Source organism: Pirellulales bacterium, from assembly GCA_035533075.1.
Classification (GTDB): Bacteria; Planctomycetota; Planctomycetia; order Pirellulales; family JAICIG01; genus DASSFG01.
This window is the reverse complement of record DATLUO010000051.1, coordinates 1-22,105: the sequence shown is the minus strand read 5'-3', so window position 1 is coordinate 22,105 and position 22,105 is coordinate 1. Positions and strand designations below refer to the sequence as shown.

General features: G+C 63.7%; 14 protein-coding genes. 9 read left to right on the top strand and 5 right to left on the bottom strand.

Going from position 1 to position 22,105, the window contains the following annotated elements; all coding sequences use genetic code 11:
• Positions 1-255: 255 nt before the first annotated feature.
• The gene (locus tag VNH11_06550; protein ID HVA46031.1) at positions 256-465 is read left to right on the top strand and encodes a hypothetical protein; all 210 of its coding nucleotides are present in this window, start codon (positions 256-258) and stop codon (positions 463-465) included.
• Positions 466-593: 128 nt separating this feature from the next.
• Positions 594-1,103, top strand: coding sequence for a hypothetical protein (locus VNH11_06545; protein ID HVA46030.1), 510 nt, complete (start codon positions 594-596; stop codon positions 1,101-1,103).
• A 123-nt stretch (positions 1,104-1,226) separates the two neighbouring features.
• Here VNH11_06545 and VNH11_06540 read toward each other — a convergent pair whose 3' ends face one another.
• On the bottom strand, positions 1,227-1,925 hold the full coding sequence (locus tag VNH11_06540; GenBank protein ID HVA46029.1) for a hypothetical protein: 699 nt from the start codon (positions 1,923-1,925) through the stop codon (positions 1,227-1,229).
• A gap of 635 nt (positions 1,926-2,560) precedes the next feature.
• Here VNH11_06540 and VNH11_06535 point away from each other — a divergent pair.
• From VNH11_06535 to VNH11_06525, 3 genes are all read left to right on the top strand, one after another.
• Positions 2,561-3,529 (top strand): endonuclease/exonuclease/phosphatase family protein, encoded by a 969-nt coding sequence (locus VNH11_06535; GenBank protein HVA46028.1) that lies wholly within the window; start codon positions 2,561-2,563, stop codon positions 3,527-3,529.
• A 214-nt stretch (positions 3,530-3,743) separates the two neighbouring features.
• Positions 3,744-4,550, top strand: a complete 807-nt coding sequence (locus VNH11_06530; protein ID HVA46027.1) for a 3'-5' exonuclease — start codon at positions 3,744-3,746, stop codon at positions 4,548-4,550.
• 62 nt (positions 4,551-4,612) lie between these two features.
• Entirely contained in the window at positions 4,613-4,918 is a 306-nt protein-coding gene (locus VNH11_06525) for a hypothetical protein (protein HVA46026.1), read from the top strand.
• A 34-nt stretch (positions 4,919-4,952) separates the two neighbouring features.
• Here VNH11_06525 and VNH11_06520 read toward each other — a convergent pair whose 3' ends face one another.
• The 4 genes from VNH11_06520 to VNH11_06505 all read right to left on the bottom strand — a co-directional run bounded on the left by VNH11_06520 (position 4,953) and on the right by VNH11_06505 (position 16,048).
• A complete protein-coding gene (locus VNH11_06520) occupies positions 4,953-6,197 on the bottom strand; it encodes an ATP-binding protein (GenBank protein ID HVA46025.1) in 1,245 nt (414 codons plus the stop codon).
• Between the two features lie 140 nt (positions 6,198-6,337).
• On the bottom strand, positions 6,338-8,491 hold the full coding sequence (locus tag VNH11_06515) for a response regulator (protein HVA46024.1): 2,154 nt from the start codon (positions 8,489-8,491) through the stop codon (positions 6,338-6,340).
• 141 nt (positions 8,492-8,632) lie between these two features.
• The gene (locus VNH11_06510; protein ID HVA46023.1) at positions 8,633-15,052 is read right to left on the bottom strand and encodes a HAMP domain-containing protein; all 6,420 of its coding nucleotides are present in this window, start codon (positions 15,050-15,052) and stop codon (positions 8,633-8,635) included.
• A 204-nt stretch (positions 15,053-15,256) separates the two neighbouring features.
• On the bottom strand, positions 15,257-16,048 hold the full coding sequence (locus VNH11_06505; protein HVA46022.1) for an aldolase/citrate lyase family protein: 792 nt from the start codon (positions 16,046-16,048) through the stop codon (positions 15,257-15,259).
• A 345-nt stretch (positions 16,049-16,393) separates the two neighbouring features.
• Between VNH11_06505 and VNH11_06500 the strand changes: the two genes are divergently transcribed.
• From VNH11_06500 to VNH11_06485, 4 genes are all read left to right on the top strand, one after another.
• Positions 16,394-18,085 carry a cyclase family protein gene (locus tag VNH11_06500; GenBank protein HVA46021.1) on the top strand — a complete coding sequence of 564 codons (1,692 nt, stop codon included), beginning with the start codon at positions 16,394-16,396 and terminating at the stop codon, positions 18,083-18,085.
• 34 nt (positions 18,086-18,119) lie between these two features.
• A complete protein-coding gene (locus VNH11_06495; GenBank protein HVA46020.1) occupies positions 18,120-18,296 on the top strand; it encodes a hypothetical protein in 177 nt (58 codons plus the stop codon).
• Between the two features lie 207 nt (positions 18,297-18,503).
• The gene (locus VNH11_06490; protein ID HVA46019.1) at positions 18,504-20,087 is read left to right on the top strand and encodes a hypothetical protein; all 1,584 of its coding nucleotides are present in this window, start codon (positions 18,504-18,506) and stop codon (positions 20,085-20,087) included.
• Positions 20,084-21,976 carry a serine/threonine-protein kinase gene (locus tag VNH11_06485; GenBank protein ID HVA46018.1) on the top strand — a complete coding sequence of 631 codons (1,893 nt, stop codon included), beginning with the start codon at positions 20,084-20,086 and terminating at the stop codon, positions 21,974-21,976. Before VNH11_06490 ends, VNH11_06485 begins: the two co-directional genes overlap by 4 nt.
• The last annotated feature ends 129 nt before the right edge of the window (positions 21,977-22,105 follow it).

Below are 22,105 nucleotides of genomic sequence, written 5' to 3'. Positions count from 1 at the left end.
CAGTTTATTTTAGCCGCCTCGCACCGCGCACGGCAACCGGCCGTCAAGGGAAACATCTCGCAGGTCCAGGACTTGGGTCTTGGGTCTTGGGTTCACTAACCACTAACCACTAACCACTAATCACTAACCACTAATCACTAACCACTAACCGCTAACCGCTAACCACGGACCACGGACCACGCAAATGCTGGCAATCCGGCTGGACGGCGAGTAGGCTAACGGGGGATTCCCCTCGCTTTATGTGAAGCCGTTGCCATGCTCGAACGCCTGTCGCCCGAATGCGCGCCGCCGAGCGGCACTGGCTCGTCGGAATGGGCGATGGCCGAGGTCGTCGATGAGGTCGCCGCGCGGCTGCAACGCGGCGAACGGGTCGACGTCGAACAGTACGTTGCCCAGCATCCGCAGTGGGCCGAGAGGGACAGATCGTGCATGTTCAAGAGGATCGTGCCTCGGTGCGCGTCTTAAAACGCGGCGCCAACCTTGTCGACCGGCTGACCGTTTCCCGCGATGGACATTGGTTGGCTTTGCGCGGACAGGCAACAGAAATATGGCATTTGCCGAGCAAGCGACTTCACCGAGCGTATGTAGGGCTTATGCCCGTGTTTACATCGGACGGAAATCAGGCGGTTTTTTCAACCGGGAGCAGTCTGCGGCTGCTGCGCTGCAATTTGGACGAGGCCAATGGCAGCGAAGAAGATTTAGGGCCTGCCCCCCAGGCGAACGTCCTGGCGCTGGCGCCGAACGATCGCACGCTTGCGGTCGGCAATAGCGACTCCACGATCGATCTGATCGATCTCCAAACTGGCAGTAGAAGACAGCTCACCGGCCATCTGCGCGGCATCCACGACTTGACCTTTTCTCCGGATGGCCGGACGTTGCTCAGCGGCTCGGCCGATGGCACGCTACGACTTTGGCGCGTCGACGTCGCCGAACCGCTGGGAATTCTGGAGACGCGAGCCCATGGCGACATTCAGCAGGTGGCCTTTTCGCCCGACGGCCGAACATTGGCCGCCGCCGGCCGCGACGGAGCGGGTGGCGCGGTTTCGTTGTGGGAGCTCGCCCCGTCCGCCACGCAAGGCGTCAAACTGAGCGCAGCGAAATGATGACGCTGAAGCGTTCGCCGGCGCGAATGGCCGTGGGTTGGAAATTGGTGACGCGCCGAAACGGCTCATGGCGCGGGCCATCGATCACCAATTCCCAACCGTCGGCCACTCGACCGCGGGCAATTACCAGCCGCCGAACGAATCCATGCCCAGCCGCATCTTCAGCTCTTCGAACTGCTCCAGATACTGGTCGCTGGAGGAATGAACGTGCTCGGCTTCGGTAATGAACTTCATCTGATCGTCGCAAGGCACGCCGCGACCTGAGAATATCTCTTCGAACTCGCGGAGGTTCTCGCCGTAGACGATCAGCAGCTTGTGCTCGTCGAATTGCACTTCTTGCGGAATGCCGGGATTGAGCACCGCGATCCCGGTGCAGCCGTCGTTCAGCAAGAGCTCTTCGTATTCATAGAGGACGCTCTTGAGCACGGGCAGGTCGATATGTTCTCGATAGAGATCGACGTGCCCCCGGTTCTCGCGGTTGTGGCTGGTTTCCAGCACCACGTCGACCTCGAAGCCCAGCGGGTCGAGCAGCTCCATGAAGACCTCGAACAAGTGCTGGTTCGAGGCGGCGCCCATCAACACCGGCACGGCGGCGCGCGACTGCTCGTCGTGGTAGACGTCGTGCCGGTAACCCTGAGCGGGCACGACTTGCAGGTCGTACGACGGCCGGATGGCGTCGGTCAAGGTGAAGCTGCCGTAGCGGACGACGCCCAAGTGTGCCTCCAACTCCTCTTCGCTCAGCCGCTCAAAGCTGCTGGCGGTGCCGGTGGGCGCCGCGCCGTCGCGAAACACGTTGCGAAAGAACTTCTTCAGGAAGCCCATGGATGCCCTAATGCCTCTTCGTTGTCTTCGCCCTTGCCCGCACGGACGGAACTGCCCGCTTTACCGGATCCGCCGGCCGATTGCCCCGGCCGCGGCATGCCGGCCCGGTGACACTCCGCCACAAAACTAGTCTAGCACCCGGCTGCGGCCGGGGCGGCAAAGGCAAGCCGATTGCCGCCACGATTTTCGCCGTCGCTGGCGAAGCCTTGCCGATCGGGTCAAATCGGCCGCCGCGTCATCCGGCGCGGCGGTCCCGACAGGCAGAACCGTCAGCCGTTAACAAAAAGACGGGGCGTCCTCCGGCGCTTCAAGCGCGTCTCTTTGGAGGACGTCCCGTCCTGATAATTGCTACGCCGCCCGGGTGAGAAGCGTTCGCGCCAACGGGGGCGTCGTAGGGTGGGAGCGAGCGAGCTTGCGAGCGCCGGCCCACCATGTTCAGGCGTCAGGCGTCAGGCGTCGGGCAAAGGTCAGTTCAGGTATTCCTGAACCCTGAACCCTGAACCCGTTGGCGGTGGGCCGGCGCTCGCGAGCTCGCTGGTCCCACCCTACGCTCGTGCGCTACGGACCGATCAACAATCTGGCCTAGGGCCGCAATGCGGGATTCGGGTATCCTGGGGCCGACCAAGGAGGGACCGGTGCGGAAACGATTGATCTCCATCGCGGCGGCGCTCGTGGCGGCGCTTGCCTGGTACGCCAACTCGAAGCTTCCCGGTGGGTTCTGGCAGCACCTGCCGCTGGGGGGCGGAGCCGGCGGCACGCTGGCCGGCGCGCCGCCGATCGAACGCAGCGGCAATACCGTCCGCGTGGCGTCGTTCAACATCCAGGTGTTCGGCGAAAAGAAGCTGGCCAACACCCAGGCGGCCGACCTGCTGGCCCGCGTGGTGCGCTATTTCGACGTCGTCGCCGTCCAGGAAATCCGCGACGCCAGCGATGACTTGCTGCCGCGGTTTTTGGAACTGGTGAATGCCGACGGCTCGCACTACGACTACGTCATCGGCCCGCGGCTGGGACGCACGAACAGCAAGGAGCAATACGCCTTCATCTACAACGCCGCCAGCGTCGAGTGCGACCGCCAGAACGTCTACACGGTGGACGACCCCGACGATCTGTTGCACCGCGAGCCACTGGTGGCCGGTTTTCGCGTGCGCGGGCCGCCGCCCGACCGTGCCTTCACGTTCACCCTGATCGACATCCACACCGACCCCGACGAGGCCCAGGCCGAGCTGAACGTGCTCGACGACGTGTTCCGGGCCGTGCGCGACGACGGCCGTGGAGAAGACGACATCATCCTGCTGGGCGATCTCAACGCCGACGACCGTCATCTGGGCGAACTGGGCCAAGTGGCTTACATCACTTGGGTGATTTCGGGCGTGCCCACCAACACGCGCGGCACGCACCTCTACGACAACATCTTGTTCGACTCGCGAACGACGGTCGAATACGCGCGGCATGCCGGCGTGTTCGACCTGATGCACGAGTTCCACCTTTCTCTGCAGCAGGCGCTGGCCGTCTCCGACCATCTGCCGATCTGGGCCGAATTCGCCCTGGAAGAGGGCGGCGGAGCGGCGCTGGCGGCCGGCGGTCGCCCGGAAAATCTTCGCTAAGCCGCGGATTTTAACGCTTCCGGCAGCCGTCGCGCCCTTTCGCCGGACCCCCGGCCAAAATTTTTCAAAAAAGTGCTTGCAATCCAACGCGGGATTGCTAAATTACGAGACGTTGGCCCGCCACAGGTTCCTGCCCCGCCTGCGGTAGGCCCCAGTTAGTTGGCTCGCGTAGGTACCTGCCCCGCCTACGCGGGCCTTTTTCATGCGCAGAAACATGTCGGACGTCCGCTACTTCGTCTTCGATATCGAAAGCATCGCCGACGGCGAGTTGGTGTCGCGGTTGCGCTATCCCGGCGACAACTTGCCGCCGGCCGCCGCGGTCGCCCGTTACCGGGCCGAGTTGTTGGCGAAGTTCGAAAGCGATTTCATTCCCTATACGTTCCAGGTGCCGCTGTCGTTGGCCATCGCCAAGGTCGCGGCCGACTATCGCCTGCTCGATCTGGTGGCGCTCGACGAGCCGAGCTTTCGCCCGCACGTGATCACCGAGCACTTCTGGCGCGGCTGGGAGCGCTACGGCCGGCCGACGCTGGTCAGTTTCAACGGCCGCTCGTTCGATGTGCCGCTGTTGGAGTTGGCGGCGTTCCGCTTTGGCATCAGCCTGGCGGGCTGGTTCAATCTCAACGCCAAGAGTTTCGATCAGCCGCGCCATCGCTATAACGTCGAAGGTCATCTCGACCTGCAAGAGCTGCTCACGAACTTTGGCTCGACGCGGTTCACGGGCGGGCTGAATCTGGCGGCCAATCTGCTCGGCAAGCCCGGCAAAATGGACGTGCAAGGCCACATGGTGCAAGACCTGTACGAGGCCGGCAAGCTGGCCGAGATCAACGATTACTGCCGTTGCGACGTGCTCGACACGTACTTCGTCTTCTTGCGCACGCGGGTGCTGGTCGGCCAGCTCTCGCTCGAAGACGAGCAACAACGGATCGCCGCCACCAAGGTGTGGCTCGAAGAGCGGGCCGGCGCCGTGCGGGCTTATCAGCTCTACCTCGAGCGCTGGGGCGACTGGCGGAACCCGTGGTAATGCGGCGAGTTCGACAGGGCGACGGGATCGGGCTATCTTTAAGGAGATGGAGATGTTCAAACATGCCGGCAAACCCTGAAGTGACCGTCGATGCTACGCTGAAAAGCGACGGCACGCTGGGGTTGCACGAAAAGCCGAACCTCGCCCCTGGACCGGTGACCGTGGTGCTCGTCCCGGCTTCAAGCAAAACGGCGCAACATGGCAGCATTACCGACACCATCAGCCACATTAAGTCGCGACAGCAACGGCGTGGCTACCCTGGCTTGGACGATAAGGATTTCGAGCAACTCGAAGAAGAACGACAAGCTGACGAAGATGCCTACGAACAGCGCTGGCGTGACGTTTTGAGTCCTGACGAACGCACATAGGCATAAGCGGTGCGGATCTACCTGGACGCGAACATCACCGGTCGCGCAACTCCTCATCCCACCAATCTCCATTGATCTCGATCTGCCGCTTGATGAATTGGCCCAACAGCGGGACCGCGAAGGCGTATTTGCCGTGCCGGTTTTTGTACACGAGACCGACCTGGGCGAGCTTCGCGAGCATCTGGCTGATCTGGCTCTTGCTGAATGGCCGCGCGAGCAGCTCGCGCGCCTTTTCTTCGATCTGACGGACGGTGAATTCCGTGTCGCTCTCGTCGACGTTCGCGATCACGGCGAGCAGCGTTCTTTGCCGGTCGGTAGCCCTGGACCAACGCGCGGCGAAAAAATCGGAGTCGAGTTTGCGCGTGATCTCGCCGATCAGCAGGCGGCTGCCGCCTTTGTCGAGATCTTGCAAGTAGGCGTCGAACGCCTCGCGGCAGATGAATTGGAGGAAGTACGGGTACCCGCCCGAAGCCGCGAGAATCGCGTTGATGCCCGCCGGACTGAATTTGACCGGGCACCGCGCATCGGAAATCGGCTTGAGAATCGCGTCTCGGCTCGCTGCTTCGTTCAGGCGGTCGAGGGTCACGATGTGAAACATTCGTTCCGAGTAGGTCCGGGCCTCGACCAACTTGGGAAACAAGGTCGGCAAGCCGACGAGCATCAGCATGAAAGGAATCTCCTTTTTTTGGATCGACTGGAAAACATCCAGCATCAATGAGAGCGGAAACTCGTTTCGGCCCGCATGGTCCGACATGTTTTGCGCCTCGTCATAGGCGAACACGATGCCGCGGATGCGTGGCTGCTGATCGCGGAGGCAACTCCAGACCAACTCCAAGACGGCCTTGAGCTTATCGGAGATCAGTCCTGGGGTTTGCTGAAAGATGCCGAGCATGGTCGGAAAGGTCAAAGGAACCGGCGTGGAGACGGAGCGCCGAAAGCCGATCGGGCGAAGTTCGCGGCGTCCGGCGACGAGTGCGGCGGTGACCACCGACATATCGGTCATCAAGCGGACGGCGATTCTCTCTTCGCTGATGCTGGCCGCTTCGGAAAGATCGGTGCCCACCCACAGCCATTTTTGCTTGATGGCCAAGGGCTTCAGCGTCTCGAGCAAGACGGTTTTGCCGACGCCCCGAAGCCCGGTCAAGACCATGTTTTGAAACACGGTTTTCTGGGCCAGCAACCGGGCAAACTCGTCTCGTTCCTGTTCCCGGCCGGCCAGATAGACGGGCATGTGGCCGGCGCCGGGACGGTACGGATTCGCGGACTTGGCGGTGACCATGTCTTTGCCCGTTGAAGAGGTGGCGCAGTAAATTTACTTGATGCAGTAAATTTACGGCAAGGCTCAGACTTTGTCAAATTGTCGTGCTACCCATGCCGGAGGAGGACCCTCAAGCTCAAGGCGGGACCAGCAGCGCCGTGTCACCCCGCCGCAACCAGCGGGTTCGCAGAAACGCCGTGTCCGTCGCCGCTCGGCCCGGACGAGGCGGCATCGCGGCCGGCAAGCTTGGCCACGCCGGCCGCCAACTCCGCCGGCTGCACCGGCTTGATGGCGTGAACCTGAAAGCCCGCTTCGATCGCCCGCAGTCGGTCTTCCTCACGGGCAAAAGCCGTCAAGGCCATGGCCGGCACGCGCCCGCCGTCCGCGGGCGCCAGGTCGCGCACCCGGCGGATCAGATCGTAGCCGTCCTGTTCCGGCATGCCGATGTCGCTGATCAGCACGTCGGGCCGGGCCTGGGCAAAAAGGGCCAGCGCTTCTCGCGCCGACGAGGCGGTCGCCACTTGGGCATGATAGATCGCCAGGACTTTGGCAATGGCCTCGCGGCCGTCGGGCTCGTCATCGACGACCAGCACGCGCACGCCCGACAAGTCGATTTCGGCCCGCGGGGCGGCGGCCCGCGGCGCCGATGTATCTGGCCGCTGCGCATGCCCCTCGGCGACCACCGCCGACATCGGCAGCTCGACGACGAACGTGGCTCCGTGGCCGGTCCCCAAACTTTCCGCGCGAACGCTGCCGCCGTGCAGCTCGACCACATGGCGGACGATCGCCAGCCCCAGACCCAACCCGCCGTGCGAGCGTCGCGTGCTGCTGTCGGCCTGGCGAAAGCGGTCGAAAATGTGGGGCATGATGTCGGAATCAATTCCCTCGCCTTCATCCGCGACTTCGATCTGCGACCACGATCCCTGTCGTGTCAGAGAGACACGGACCGTGCCGCCCACCGGACTGAATTTGACGGCGTTGACCAGCAGGTTCCAGACCACCTGCTGCAGACGGTCGGGGTCGCCGGTAACGTGTCCGGCCCGTGTGTCGAGCAGCGGCTCGAAGCGAATCGCCTTGGCGTCGGCGGCGGGCCGCACCACGTCCAGGGCCGCCTCGATCACCGAAGCCAGCGACAACGGCCGCACGTTCAATCGCAGCTTGCCCGTGATGATCCGCGAGACGTCGAGCAGGTCGTCGATCAGCTTGGCCTGCGCGAGCACATTGCGCTCGATAATCTCCAGGCCGCGGACCTCTTCGTCGGCGGTCAGCGCGCCGCTGCGCAAAAGCTGCGTCCAGCCGAGCATGGCGGTGAGCGGCGTTCGCAGCTCGTGGGACAGCGTCGCCAGAAACTCGTCCTTGATGCGGTTCGCTTCGCGGGCCTCGCTGTTGAGCGTGTTTTCGATGGCGATCGACGCCATCTGGGCGAGCTGCAGCAGCACCGCTTCGTCTTCGGGCGTGAAATCGCCCTGGCACCTGCCGCAGACGTGCAACAGGCCCATATCGCGGCCGTCGCGCCCCGTCAAAGGAGCGGCCAACCAATCCGGCGGCTGGCCGAGATCGCACAACGATCGCCCCAGCGAGTGCCAGGCCGGATGCGCCAGCAACTCGGCCGACGAAAGCCGGCCGGCGCGGCCCAGCGCCAGCCACAACGTGTGCAGCTCGCAGCCGCTCGACGGCGACAGCAGCGGCCGCCGCGGTTCGAATTCCGGCGACAGGGAAAGAGTCGTCTTGCAGCGGGCCCAGTTCTGGTCCCACGTGGTCACCGCCGTGGCCCGGTGGGCGCCGATGATCTCGCGGGCCGTGTCGGTGATGACCTGCAGCATCTTTTCCATCGACATGGCCGAATGGATCGCCAGCGAGGCCTCCGATAATTTGTGCAGTTGCTCCGCGCGATGCGCCAGCCGCCGCGCCTGCAGCTCGACCTCGCGCGTCTTTCGCGCCAGGTCGAGAAACACCATGACCTTGGTGCGAAGAACTTCGGGCACCACCGGGGCCAGGATGTAATCGACGGCGCCCAGCGAGTAGCCGCGGCTGACGTGCATGTCGTCGCCGAACGACGTGATGAAAATAATCGGCGTCGATTCCGACCGCTGCCGCTGCCGAATGAGGGTGGCCGTCTCGAACCCGTCCATGCCGGGCATGTTCACATCGAGCAGGATCACGGCGAAGCTGCGTTCCAGCAGCAGCTTCAGCGCGGCGCGTCCCGAGTCGGCGGTGGCGATGTGCGGACAGACGTCGGCCAAGGCCGCCGACAGCGCCAGCAGCTTGTCGTGACGATCATCGACGATCAGGACGCCTAGCTCTTCGTCGGTCACGGGGTTCAGGGTTCGGGGTTCGGGGTTCAGGGTTCAGGGTTCAGATGAGGGATGAGGGATCGCGTTGCCTTCCAAGACCCAAGACCCAAGTCCCAAGACCCAAGTCCAAAACCCTGAACCCTGAACCCTGAACCCTGACCACTATCTATGTAGCCACACACGCAGCATCGCCAACAGGTGCTCGGTATCGACCGGCTTGGCGATGTAATCCGACGCGCCGGCCTCAATGCACTTCTCGCGGTCGCCCTTCATGGCCTTGGCCGTCAAGGCAATGATCGGCAACGAACTGAACTGCTCCGAGGCACGGATGGCCCGCATCGTATCATATCCGTCCATGTGCGGCATCATGATGTCCATGAGCACGACGTCCATATCGGGCATGCCGTTCAACAAGTCGAGTGCCGCCGTGCCCGTCTCCGCCGAAAAGACCTGCATGGCGTGCCGTTCCAAAACACTGGTCATGGCGAAGATGTTACGGATGTCGTCGTCGACCAGCAACACTTTCTTGCCGGCCAACACGGCTTCGGCCCGGTGCAGCCGTTCCAACATTTCACGGCGGGCCTGCGGCAGCAGCTCCACCGGGCGGTGCAAAAACAAGGCGACCTCGTCGACCAACCGTTCGGGCGAGCGGACGTCTTTGACCACCATCGTTTGTGCCAGCCGCTTCAAGCGCTGTTCGTCTTCGATCGACAGCTCGTCGTCGACTTCCGCAATCGTCGGCAGGTTTTCCAGCTCCGGCAGGCGTCGAATCGCCTCCAAGAACTCGAACAGCCGCCGCGGCGATCCGGCCGTCAGAACGACCGCACAAGTCGGACATTGTGCTTTCAACGCGCCCAGCGCCGCGTCGCCGAAGTTGATGGCGATCGTTTGAATGTCGTCGCCGGCGACAAGATCGACGATCTCGGCGCGGCGCGCGTCGTCGGGACCGACGATCAACAGCGTCTTCAGGCCCGGCGCGGCCGCCGCGCGCAAGCGGTCGAACACCGGCCCCAGATCGTCTCTCCGCTGCAGCGGCTTGGCCAACGCGCCGATGGCGCCCATCTTCAGCCCGCGTTCGCGTTCTTCTTCGGTGGTCACGATGTAGACCGGTATATGGCGCGTGTAGAGGTCTTCCTTCAACTGAGCCAAAACGCGCCAGCCGTCGATGTCGGGCAAGTGGATATCGAGTGTGACGGCGTGTACGCGGAGCTGGTGAACGAGAATCAGCGCTTCGGCGCCGCGCGCGGCGACCACCGCTTTGAAGCCGTCCTCGCGGGCGACCTCCAACATCAGGCGCGCGAAAATGGGGTCGTTTTCCACGATCAAAGCCACTTTGTCGCTGGCTTGCAGGCGGTCGCGGTCGTCGTCCACTTCGATCGTGGCGGGGCCGAGTTCAGCGTCCTCTTCGGCCGCCAAGGCCGCCTCGGCCTCGATGAGCTGCGCCGAAGCCTTGGCCTTATGCATCGCGGGAGTCAGCTCGCGGCGCACCGGCTTGGCCGGCACATAGACCTGCGGCAGGTAAAGGGTGAAGGTGCTCCCCTTGCCCGGCTCGCTTTGCAGGCGGATCTCACCGCCCAGCAGATTGGCGATCTCGCGGCTGATCGCCAGACCCAGACCGGTGCCGCCGTATTTGCGGTTGGTGCTGCCGTCGGCCTGCTGGAAGGCCTCGAAGATGAGTTGCTGCTTGTCGGCCGGGATGCCGATGCCCGTGTCGGAGACCGAAATCGCCAGCACGCACGGCGCTCGGCGGAGCGTATCGTTCTCGGTGCTGAAGCCGGCACGGGCCGTCGCCACGTGGAACGAGACCACACCCCGCTCGGTGAATTTGAAGGCGTTCGACAGCAGGTTCTTGATGACCTGCTGCAAGCGCTTGACGTCGGTCTGCAAGGCAAACGGCAGATCGGGCGCGAAACTGAGGCTGAAGCCCAGCCGCTTGCTTTCGGCCACGTGGCGGAAGCTCCGCTCGACGTAATCGTGCAGATCGCGGAAGCTGATGTCCCCCACGTCGAGAACGACCGTGCCGGACTCGATCTTCGAGATGTCTAAAATGTCGTTGATCAGCGAGAGCAGGTCGTTGCCCGAAGCGTGGATCGTCTGGGCGAACTCGACTTGCCGCGGGTTGAGATTTGCCTCGGTGTTGCGGGCAAGCTGATCGGAAAGGATCAACAAGCTGTTGAGCGGCGTCCGCAGCTCGTGCGACATGTTGGCCATGAATTCCGATTTGTACTTCGTGGTGAGGGCCAACTGCGTGGCCTTCTCTTCCAATGCGCGGCGGGCCTGCTCGACTTCCTGGTTCTTGCGCTCCACTTCCACGTTCTGCTGGGCGAGCAGTTGCGCCTTTTCGCCCAACTGCTGGTTGGTGAGCTGCAACTCTTGTTGCTGCGTCGTCAGCTCGCGGGCCAGCGATTGCGACTGCTTGAGCAGGTCTTCCGTGCGGGTGTTGGCCTCGATGGTGTTGAGCACGATGCCGATGCTCTCGGTCAACTGATCGAGGAAGGTCTCGTGCGTGGGGCTGAAGCGGTCGAACGACGCCAGCTCCATCACCGCCTTGACTTGCCCTTCGAACACGATGGGGATGACGATCACGTTCAGCGGCGACGCTTCGCCCAGGCCGGAGGTGATCTTGATGTAGTCGGCCGGAACGTTCGTGAGCAGGATTTTCTCCTTCTCCAGGGCGCACTGGCCCACCAGGCCCTCGCCCATCTTGAACACGTTGTCGATGTTCTTGCGTTCTTTGTAGGCGTAGCTGGCCAGCAGCTTGAGCACCGGATCTTCGCCCGTCACGTCCATCGTGTAGAAGGCGCCCTGCTGGGCCGAAACCACCGGGGCCAGTTCCGACAAGATCAAGCGGCCCACCGCCAGCAGGTCCTTTTGGCCCTGCAACATGCGGCTGAACTTGGCCATGTTGGTCTTGAGCCAATCTTGCTCGTTGTTCTTGAGCGTCGTGTCCTTGAGGTTCACGATCATTTCGTTGATGTTGTTCTTCAACTCGGCCACTTCGCCGAACGCTTCGACCGTGATGCTGCGCGTCAGGTCGCCCTTGGTCACGGCGGTGGCCACTTCGGCGATGGCACGCACCTGGGTGGTGAGATTGTTGGCGAGCTGGTTCACGTTGTCGGTGAGGTCTTTCCACGTGCCGGCGGCGCCGGGCACGCTGGCCTGACCGCCGAGCTTGCCTTCGACGCCCACTTCGCGGGCCACCGTGGTCACCTGGTCGGCAAACGTGGCCAGCGTGTCGATCATGCCGTTGATCGTGTCGGCCAGCGCGGCGATTTCGCCCTTGGCATCGACCGCCAGCTTGCGCGTCAGGTCGCCGTTGGCCACGGCGGTGACCACGACCGCGATGTTGCGCACCTGGCTGGTGAGGTTGCCGGCCATGAAGTTCACGTTGTCGGTGAGATCTTTCCAGGTGCCGGCCACACCCTTCACGTCGGCCTGGCCGCCCAACTTCCCTTCGGTGCCTACTTCGCGGGCCACGCGGGTCACTTCGCTGGCGAACGAGTTAAGCTGATCGACCATCGTGTTGATGGTGTCTTTCAACTCCAGGATTTCGCCCTTCACGTCGACCGTGATCTTGCGCGAGAGGTCGCCGGCGGCCACGGCTTTGGTCACGTCGGCGATATTGCGCACCTGGCTGGTGAGGTTGCCGGCCATGAAGTTCACGTTGTCGGTCAGGTCTTTCCAGGTGCCGGCCACGCCCTTCACATCGGCCTGGCCGCCCAGTTTTCCCTCGGTGCCCACTTCGCGGGCCACGCGGGTCACTTCGCTGGCGAACGAGTTGAGCTGATCGACCATCGTATTGACCGTGTTCTTCAGCTCCAAAATCTCGCCCTTCACATCGACGGTGATTTTCTTCGACAAGTCGCCGGCGGCCACGGCTTTGGTCACGTCGGCGATGTTGCGCACCTGGCCGGTGAGGTTGCCGGCCATGAAGTTCACGCTGTCAGTCAGGTCTTTCCAGGTGCCGGCCACGCCCTTCACGTCGGCCTGGCCACCGAGCTTGCCTTCGGTGCCTACTTCGCGGGCCACACGCGTGACTTCGCTGGCGAACGAGCGGAGCTGATCGACCATCGTATTGATCGTGTTCTTCAGCTCCAGAATCTCGCCCTTAACATCGACGGTGATTTTCTTCGACAAGTCGCCGTTGGCCACGGCCGTGGTCACGGCGGCGATGTTGCGCACCTGCCCGGTGAGGTTGCCGGCCATCGAGTTCACGCTGTCGGTCAGGTCTTTCCAGGTGCCGGCCACGCCGCGCACGTCGGCTTGGCCACCGAGCTTGCCTTCGGTGCCCACTTCACGGGCCACGCGGGTCACTTCGCTGGCGAACGAGTTGAGCTGATCGACCATCGTATTGATCGTGTCTTTCAGTTCCAGAATTTCTCCGCGCACGGGCACGGTGATTTTCTTGGAGAGGTCGCCGTTGGCCACGGCCGTGGTCACGGCGGCGATGTTGCGCACCTGCCCGGTGAGGTTGCCGGCCATGAAGTTCACGCTGTCGGTCAGGTCTTTCCAGGTGCCGGCCACGCCGCGCACGTCGGCCTGACCGCCGAGCTTTCCTTCGGTGCCCACTTCGCGGGCCACGCGGGTCACTTCAGCGGCGAAGGAGCTGAGCTGATCGACCATCGTATTGATCACGTTCTTGATCTGCAAAATCTCGCCGCGCACATCGACGGTGATCTTCTGCGTCAAGTCGCCGGTGGCGATGGCCGTGGCCACCTTCGACACGTCGCGCAACTGCACCGTGAGGTTGCCGGCCATCGAATTCACGCTGTCGGTGAGGTCCTTCCAGGTGCCGGCCACGCCGCGCACGTCGGCCTGACCGCCCAGTTTTCCTTCGGTGCCCACCTCGCGGGCCACGCGGGTCACTTCGGCGGCGAAGGAGCTGAGCTGATCGACCATCGTATTGACCGTGTTTTTCAGCTCCAGGATTTCACCCTTCACGTCCACCGTGATTTTGCGCGACAGATCGCCGGCGGCCACGGCCTTGGTCACGTCGGCGATGTTGCGCACCTGGGCCGTGAGATTGCCGGCCATGAAGTTCACGTTGTCGGTCAGGTCTTTCCAGGTGCCGGCCACGCCGGGCACGTCGGCCTGTCCGCCGAGCTTGCCTTCGGTGCCCACTTCGCGGGCCACGCGCGTCACTTCGCTGGCAAACGCGCGGAGCTGATCAACCATCGTGTTGATCGTGTCTTTCAGCTCCAAGATTTCGCCCTTCACATCGACGGTGATCTTTTTCGAGAGGTCGCCGTTGGCCACGGCGGTGGTCACCGCGGCGATGTTGCGCACCTGGGCCGTGAGGTTGCCGGCCATGAAGTTCACGCTGTCGGTGAGGTCCTTCCAGGTGCCGGCCACGCCGCGCACGTCGGCCTGCCCGCCCAGTTTGCCTTCGGTGCCCACTTCGCGGGCCACGCGGGTCACTTCGGCGGCGAAGGAGCTGAGCTGATCGACCATCGTATTGACCGTGTTTTTCAGCTCCAGGATTTCACCCTTCACGTCCACCGTGATCTTGCGCGAGAGGTCGCCGGCGGCCACGGCCTTGGTCACGTCGGCGATGTTGCGCACCTGGCTGGTGAGATTGCCGGCCATGAAGTTCACGTTGTCGGTGAGATCCTTCCAGGTGCCGGCCACGCCCGGCACGTCGGCCTGCCCGCCCAGCTTGCCTTCGGTGCCCACTTCGCGGGCCACGCGGGTCACTTCGCTGGCAAAGGAGCGAAGCTGATCGACCATCGTGTTGATGGTGTTCTTGAGTTCGAGAATCTCCCCTTTGACGTCGACGGTGATCTTCTTCGACAAGTCGCCGTTGGCCACGGCCGTGGTCACGGCGGCGATGTTGCGCACCTGCCCGGTGAGGTTGCCGGCCATCGAGTTCACGCTGTCGGTCAGGTCTTTCCAGGTGCCGGCCACGCCTTTCACTTTGGCTTGCCCGCCGAGCTTTCCTTCGTTGCCCACTTCGCGGGCCACGCGGGTGACTTCGCTGGCGAACGAGCTGAGCTGCTCGACCATCGTATTCACGGTTTTCGAGGTGCGCAAGAACTCGCCCTTGAGCGGGCGGCCCTCGGTCTCCATGGCCATGGTCTGCGACAGATCGCCTTTGGCCACGGCGCCGATCACGCGGGCGATTTCGGTGGTGGGATAGACGAGATCGCCGATGAGGGCGTTGACGGAGGCGATGGAATCGGCCCAAGCGCCGCTGAGAGAGCCGATGGCCGCGCGTTGCGACAGCCGCCCCTCTTTGCCGACGACGCGGCTGAGCCGTTCCAGCTCGTTGGCCATCCGTTGGTTGAGCTCGATCACGTCGTTGAAGGTGTCGGCGATCTTGCCATCGATGCCGGTCAGGTCCGAGGGAAGCCGGGCACGGAACTCGCCTTTCTTGAGGGCCATCAGGGCGGCCAATAATTGCCGCTTGTCGAGCAGGTCGCGGCCGTCGTCTTTGTGGACGGGCGTTTCGCTTTGTGGCGCGGACGCGGGGCGCCCGTTATCGACTTTGCCGACAATAGCACGCGTGGCACGCCGCGCGACTTTGTCGCCGTTTCCGTTGGAGCCAGCCGTTGACGAATGTTTGTCTGGTGCGACCGTCGCCATGATGGGCCTCAGTTGCCGTAAAGGAAGATTCTGACGTAACGCCTCATGCACAAAAAAAAGCTCCGGCCGTGCCTGAGGGGGGCACGCGGAGCTTTCACAGCATCTCAAAATGGTTTGCCCGTCGCGAGCAAGGGCGGATTGAAACAGTTTAGGTCGAAGAACCGGCCAATGTCAACCGATTTCGTGTGCCTTTTCCACGGTGGTTCACCGTGAATCGCACCGCTCGCGGATGCGTGAATAGAGCCGCTCGGCCGATTCGATGAGAAAACCGCAGTCGCCGCCGACCTGCACCCATTGCACCCCCTGCCGCGCGGCGCGCAGGGCGTGTTCCACGTCGGGCGCCATGCCGATGCCCACGTAACGGCCCGCCGCCCGCGAACGCGAGGCGATGGAAGCCACCGCCTCCACCACCTGTGGATGGTCCAGTTGGCCCATCAAACCCAGCGATCCCGACAGGTCGTTGGGACCGATCACAATCGAATCGAAACCGGGCACGTCCAGGATCGCGTCGAGCTGGTGGTAGGCTTCGGCCGTCTCGATTTGGATGGCCACGAACACGCGGCGGTTCGCCTCGGCCAGGTAGGTCTGGTTGTCGTCGCGGCCATAATTGCAGCCGCGGCGCGGGCCGAAACCGCGGGTGCCGACCGGCGGATAGCGGCAGGCCGAAACGATGCTCCGCACTTCGGCGACCGAGCGGATTTGCGGAACGATGATCCCTTCAGCGCCCACGTCGAGCACGCGCTTGATCCAGGCCACGTCCGAGCAGGGCACGCGGACCAGCGCCGGCGCTCCGCCCGCCCGAGCGGCGATCAGATGCGCGGTCACCGACTCCAGGCTCAGAGGGTTGTGTTCCAAGTCGATCCAGAAAAAATCGACGCTCGGGGCCAGTGCCTCGGTGACCACCGGGTCCGTCAGCGTGATGGCCGGGCCCAGGCAAAACTTGCCCGAATCGAGACGTTGGCGGAAAAGATCGAGATGGTTCATCGGAAGCGACATGGTTGTACCTCGTTGGCTGAAAAACGCCGTAGGGTGTGAGCGAGCGAGCTTGCGAGCGCCGGCCCACCATCGGTAGACATCAGGCGGCCGAGAATGAGAGGTGTTGCCGCGAGGAAAAGCGATGCCCCGGTGCGCCCAACCGGGGCATCGCTTGGCCGCCGAGATGAACGAAGCGCCAGCCTCCACCTGGCCAAGCTCTGCCCCAGCCACCGCCGATGTCTCATTCTCGGCCGCGTGAAGTATAGCCGCGGCGAGTCATGTCTGGCAAGCGATGCGATGCTTGACCGTGCCTTGGCTGCTGTCTAGGGTAAGCGAAAACGATCGGTTTCATCAACAAGGTGGATCATGAACACGAGCACGCGAATCGCCACGATTCTCCTGGCCGCCCTGTTGGCCGCACCGTTCCGCCCGTGCTCGGCCGATCAACCAAAAGTCGTCGATCTTTCCTTGCTTATCGCCCCCGACATGCCGTGCAATTGGCCGGCCGGTTGGCCGCCTTTCGCGATCACTCGGCATCGCCAGATCGGCCCGCTGAGCCCGTTCAACACCGATACTCTCTTGATCGACGGCAACTGCGGCACGCAGATGGACGTGCCGCCCCACTCGGTGCCGCACCCCGACACGCATTTGCCCAACGCCAACCCCTATGGCCGCGTCTACACCGACAAAGCCCCGGCCTGGCAATTTGGCGGCGAAGCGTGCGTGATCGATTGCGAGGACGTGGTGGCGTCGGCGCCCGACGGCCATAGCGAGCTAATCAAGAAGGAACGAATCATCGCCTGGGAGCGCGAGCATCGCCCGCTCGCTCCGGGCGACGTGGCGCTCTTTCGCAGCCGCTATACAGACAAGTTCTATCGACCTTTACCGGAGGGCCGGCGGTTCCTGGCTGGTCCGCTGGAAGGCAAGACGCCCGCCTGGCCCGACCCCGGTCCCGACTGCATGGAGTATCTCGCCGGCCGAAAAGTGATGACCCTCGGCACCGACAGCGCCAGCATGGGACCGATCCCAGACCTGGCCGAACCGACGCACTTCGCCGGACTCAAATACGGCATGATCTGGACCGAGAGCGCCACGGGGCTGGGCCAGTTGCCGGCGACCGGCGCCTTCTATTGCATGCTGCCGCTGAAACATGCCGAAGGTCTTTACGCCGAATGTCGGGCACTGGGCGTCGTGGGCCAACCTTTGGCAAGTCGCCTGATCGAGTCTGCCCGGAGCAAACGGGCGATCGATCTTTCGGTGACCCTGTCGACGGATTATCCGGTGACCTGGCCGGGGCCGGGCGTGGGCCATCACCGCCAGCCGTACTTGAAAGTGCCGCTCTTTTTCGCCGCCCATCTCGGCACGTATCACGTCGCGCACATCTTCGATTCGCAGGCCGGCACGCACCTGGTTCCGCCCGCCTTCGCTCTGCCGCCCGAAGGATTCGACAACCGCAGTTACGCGGCCGACGTGCGTGGCTGGCTGGCGGAATACGAGAAACTCTTTGGCCCGCGCGGAACGAGCAACGTCACCGCCGAGCAAGTTCCCTTGAGCCAAACGTGCGGCCGGGCCCGAGTGATCGACGTGCGGCCGCTGATCGGCACGACCGATCAATCGCAATGGCCGCGCTCGCCCGAAATTACCGTGGCCCAGATCCGGAGCTACGAAGAACGGCACGGCGACTTGCCGCCGGGCGACATCGTGTTGTTCCGCAGCGATTACACCGACGACAACTTCCGATCGCTGCCGGAAGGCCAGGCGTTCATGGCCGACCCGCTGAACGGCAAACGCGAAGGCTGGCCGGCCCTCGGCGCCGAGGCGGTGGTCTACCTGGCGAAGAAAGGGATACGTTGCGTGGGCACCGACGGCCCGACACTCGGCGGCGTTGGTCCCCGACAGGCGTGCTTCACCTATTGGGCGCTGGGCAGCAACGGCATGCTGGGCGTCGAGTTCTTGACCAATCTCGGCAAACTGCCGGAAGGGGCTTATTTCCTCTTCGCCGCGATTAAAATCCGCGACTGTCACGGAGGTCCGGGCCGGGCGATCGCGCTGTATTAGCCGGCCCCGGCGGAACGGCTTGTGACCATGTGGCATGGCGATTGTTGCCGCGATCGACGAAAGGGCCTCGGCCGGCGCGGCAGGCGACACGTTTGTCGCGTCCAATGTTCTGGAACTGGTGCGACTTCGGTTGCACGTCCGTCGGCAGCACGTGGCCCTCCAGCAGCACCTCCAGCGCGTGGCCGCACGCCGCGGGCGGCGTGTGCCTTAACAAAAGCGACACGCGCGCGTCGCTTTTGTTTAGCTAGTGCCTAACGCCTATCGCCCAACGCCTTCCAGATGGTGGGCCGGCGCTCGCAAGCTCGCTCGCTCCCACCCTACGATGGCACGTGGGACGGCATTGCCCCTATCCGCGGCTGGTCATTGGGCGCAAAATGGAAGGTAGCCCAATTCGCGGTCCCCACGCCAAGTCCAACGCATGTCTGACCGGACACCCCTCGTTCCCGCCCTCCTTCTGGCGATCAGCGCCGCGGCGCTGGCGGCGTTCTTCGTCGCCTTCGACGGCGACTGGTTTCCCTTGGGCATCCCGGACGAATGGATTTGGCCTACGCCCGACGTTTGGTCCGAAGCCACGGCGGAATGGGTTCTGTTTTTGCCGGCCGCGATTGCCGTGGCATTGCTCATCGGCTGGGCGACGTGGGCGGCCACATGGATCGACGGCTGCCCGCGCCGGCGGTTCGTCGGCGCGATCGCCGTTTGCATCGCACTCGCGTCGGTGTTTCAGTTCTTTTGCGAGGTGGCCACGCCTGGCGGGTTGCAGAAATGGGCCATCCTGCACTCGTATAGTGCGAACGGCTTTCATGCGGCCGCACGGCATTATGGCAATGACCTGCCGCACCTGCTCAAAGATCATGCCGAGATCATTCGCGATTTAGACCCGCACCACTTTTCGGCCAACCCGCCCGGCTGGGTCGTCGTCTACGCCAGCACCATGAAGTTCTATACGGAGCATCCGCGGCTGGCTCGGTTTGTGTGGGATCTCGCGCCCAGGGAGTTGCCGTGGCGACTGCGCCGCATGAGTGGTACGATCGGCGTGCCGCTCAACGAGCAGGCGGCGTTGGCCACCATCGCCGCCCTCAGCCGTCTGCTCTGCTTCGCGGGCGCCATCCCAGCGGCCTGGCTGGCCGCGGCACGCGCGGGGCGGAAAGCCGCCTTGGCCGTCGCCAGCGTCGTCCTGCTGTTGCCGGTGGAACCCCTGTTTGCGCCGCGGTGCGATACGGTTTACCCGGCGGTCGCACTCCTCGTGCTGGCTTTAAGTCACGCGGCCTGGGAGCGGCGGTGGTGGCCGGCCGCCGCGTTGGCGGGCATCGTGCTCGGCGTCGGCACGTTTTTCTCGACGTGTTTTTTTATCATCGGCGGATTGGCGGCGGCCTATATCATCGGCCAGTCGCTGACGGGCAAACGTCCCACCGTCGCATCGGTTTGCGCCGCGCCGCTGGGCTGGTTGGCCGTGGTTGCGGCGATCTATTTTGCCGGACATAACTCCTGGTCGACCTGGAGCGTCAATTTCGCCAAGAACGTCGAGTTCAATCAGCAGTATCGGCAGAGCTATGGCGCCTGGACGCTGGTGAATCTGCTTGAGTTCGGCGCCGCACTCGGTTTGCCCCTGGTGGTCTTTCTGGCCGGCAGAGTCGCCGTGCTGCGGCGGGCCGATCCGCTGTTGTGCGTCTGGCTGGCCATGCTGGCGTTTTTGGATCTTGCCGGCACAAACCGCGGTGAAGCGTGCCGGCTGTGGCTGTTCATGATGCCCATCGGCGCCCTGCTGGCGGTCGAATGGTTGCCGTCTCTGGGCCGCTGGTTCCGCTTGTCGCTGGCGGCCCTGCTGGCCTTGCAGGCGTTGAACTGCGTTGTTCTCGACCGCGATCTGATGCTGTTCACCGATTTGGAACAGACGAAGGCCCGGCAAGAGTCGGGGCTGTCGAAAATCCAGCGAACCAAGGGGGGAATGGTGCATCCGAGCGTTCCGGCCGCGGAGCTCATCGAGAAGGACGGACATCGATGATTCAACTTGAGCGGCTCGGTCCGTACAAAATCGGTCGCAAGCTCGGCAGAGGCGGGATGGGCACAGTCTATGCCGCCGTCAACGTCGAGAGCGGCGGGCCGGCCGCCGTCAAGGTGCTGGCCCCCGCCCTGGCCCAGGAAGAAGGCTTTCGCGAGCGGTTTGAGGCGGAGATCGAAAGCCTCAAGAAGTTGCACCATCCGAATATCGTGCAGCTCTTCGGTTACGGCGAGCAGGACGGCCACCACTTTTACGGCATGGAGCTGGTGTCGGGCCGCAGCTTGGAAGAAGAGCTGCTGGCCGGCCGCACGTTCGACTGGCGCGAAACGACCGACCTGGCGATTCAGGTCTGCCGGGCACTGAAGCACGCCCACGACCGCGGCGTGATCCATCGCGACATCAAGCCCGCCAATTTGCTGCTGGCCGACGACGGCACCGTCAAGCTTTCCGACTTCGGCATCGCCAAATTGTTCGGCAACACGGGCCTGACGGCCGACGGCGGCGTGCTGGGAACGGCAGAGTATATGGCCCCCGAACAGGCCGATGGCCGGCCCGTCACGCACCGTTGCGACCTATACAGTTTGGGTGGCGTGATGTTCGCGCTGTTGGCTCGGCGGCCGCCGTTTCGGGCGGCCACGATGGTCGAGATGTTGCAATTGCAACGGTATGCCCAGCCCGAACCGCTGCGCCGCTTCGCTCCCGATGCGCCGGTCGAGCTTGAGGCCATCATCGCCTTGTTGCTGGAAAAAGACCCGGAGCGTCGGATTCCCACGGCGATGGTCCTCTCGCGGCGATTGGAAGCGATGCGGCACGGACTCTCCGTGCGGCCCGACGCAACGAGCAAGTCGTTCGTCCAGAGCGACGACGCTCCGGCCTCGGATCGCCCCCAAGCGGCCGCCGACGAAATGATCGCCACGGCGCCCACGGTAGCGGCGGAGAATGTCGCCGCCCCTTCGCTTGAGGTGCCGTATCGCATCCCGCCCGGCGGTGATGAGTACCGCCTGGCCGAGGTGCCGGCTTCGATGGCGGCGCCCAACATCCACAAAGCGTTGCGTTCGGAGGTGAATCTTTCGCCCGACATGGCCACCATCGCCGCGCCGTTGCCGGCCGCGGAATCGAACGGGTCGGCACATGAGGCGACGGCGACCGTCCCGCAACCGCGATTCACCACGGTTTCCAGTGAGGACCTGGCACGCGACGAGACACAGGACGAAGACGCCAACTGGTTTTCGCTGCAGGTGCTGGTGTTGCTGGCGGCCATCGCCAGCTTGGGCCTGGCAACGTGGTATATTTTGCAACCGCCCAGCCTCGAGAAACTTTATGCTCGGGCCATGGCGGCCAACGAAAACGACAGCCTGGGGGAAGCCGAGGCCGACATCGCCGCATTTCTCGAGCGCGCCGACGCGGCCGATCCGCGGACTCCGGATCTGGAAGAGCTTCTCGACCGGATCGAGGTCGACCGGCTCGAACGCCGGCTGGAAAAGCGATCTCGGCTGCGGGGCAAGACGCAGGAGCTTTCGCCCGTGGAGCGCGATTACATCGAGGCGCTCAAGCAGGTCGATCTCGACCCGGAGGTCGGCATGAAAAAAATGACGGCCTTGGTCGATCTCTATGGCGGCGACGCCGAAGAGCAGCCGGATGTCACGCGGCAATGCCTGGCGTTGGCCCGCCGCAAGCTCCGAAAACTGCGCAAAGACGTGGCGCGGTATACTGAGGAGCATCGCGAGCGGATTTCCGCGCAGCTCGACCGGGCCGACTCGCTGGCGGCCGACGATCCGCAGACGTCGCAAAAAATCTGGCGGGCGGTGATCGAGTTGTACGACGGCAAGCCCTGGGCCGACGACCTGGTGGCCCAGGCCCGGGAGAAGCTGGCCCAGGAGGTTGAAAGGTAGGTAGGGTGGGACCAGCGAGCTTGCGAGCGCCGGCCCACCATTTGAGGCGTCAGGTTTCAGGCGTCAGGCGTCAGGACAAACAACCTGACGCTTGACTTCGGTGGGCCGTCGCTCGCAAGCTCGCTGGTC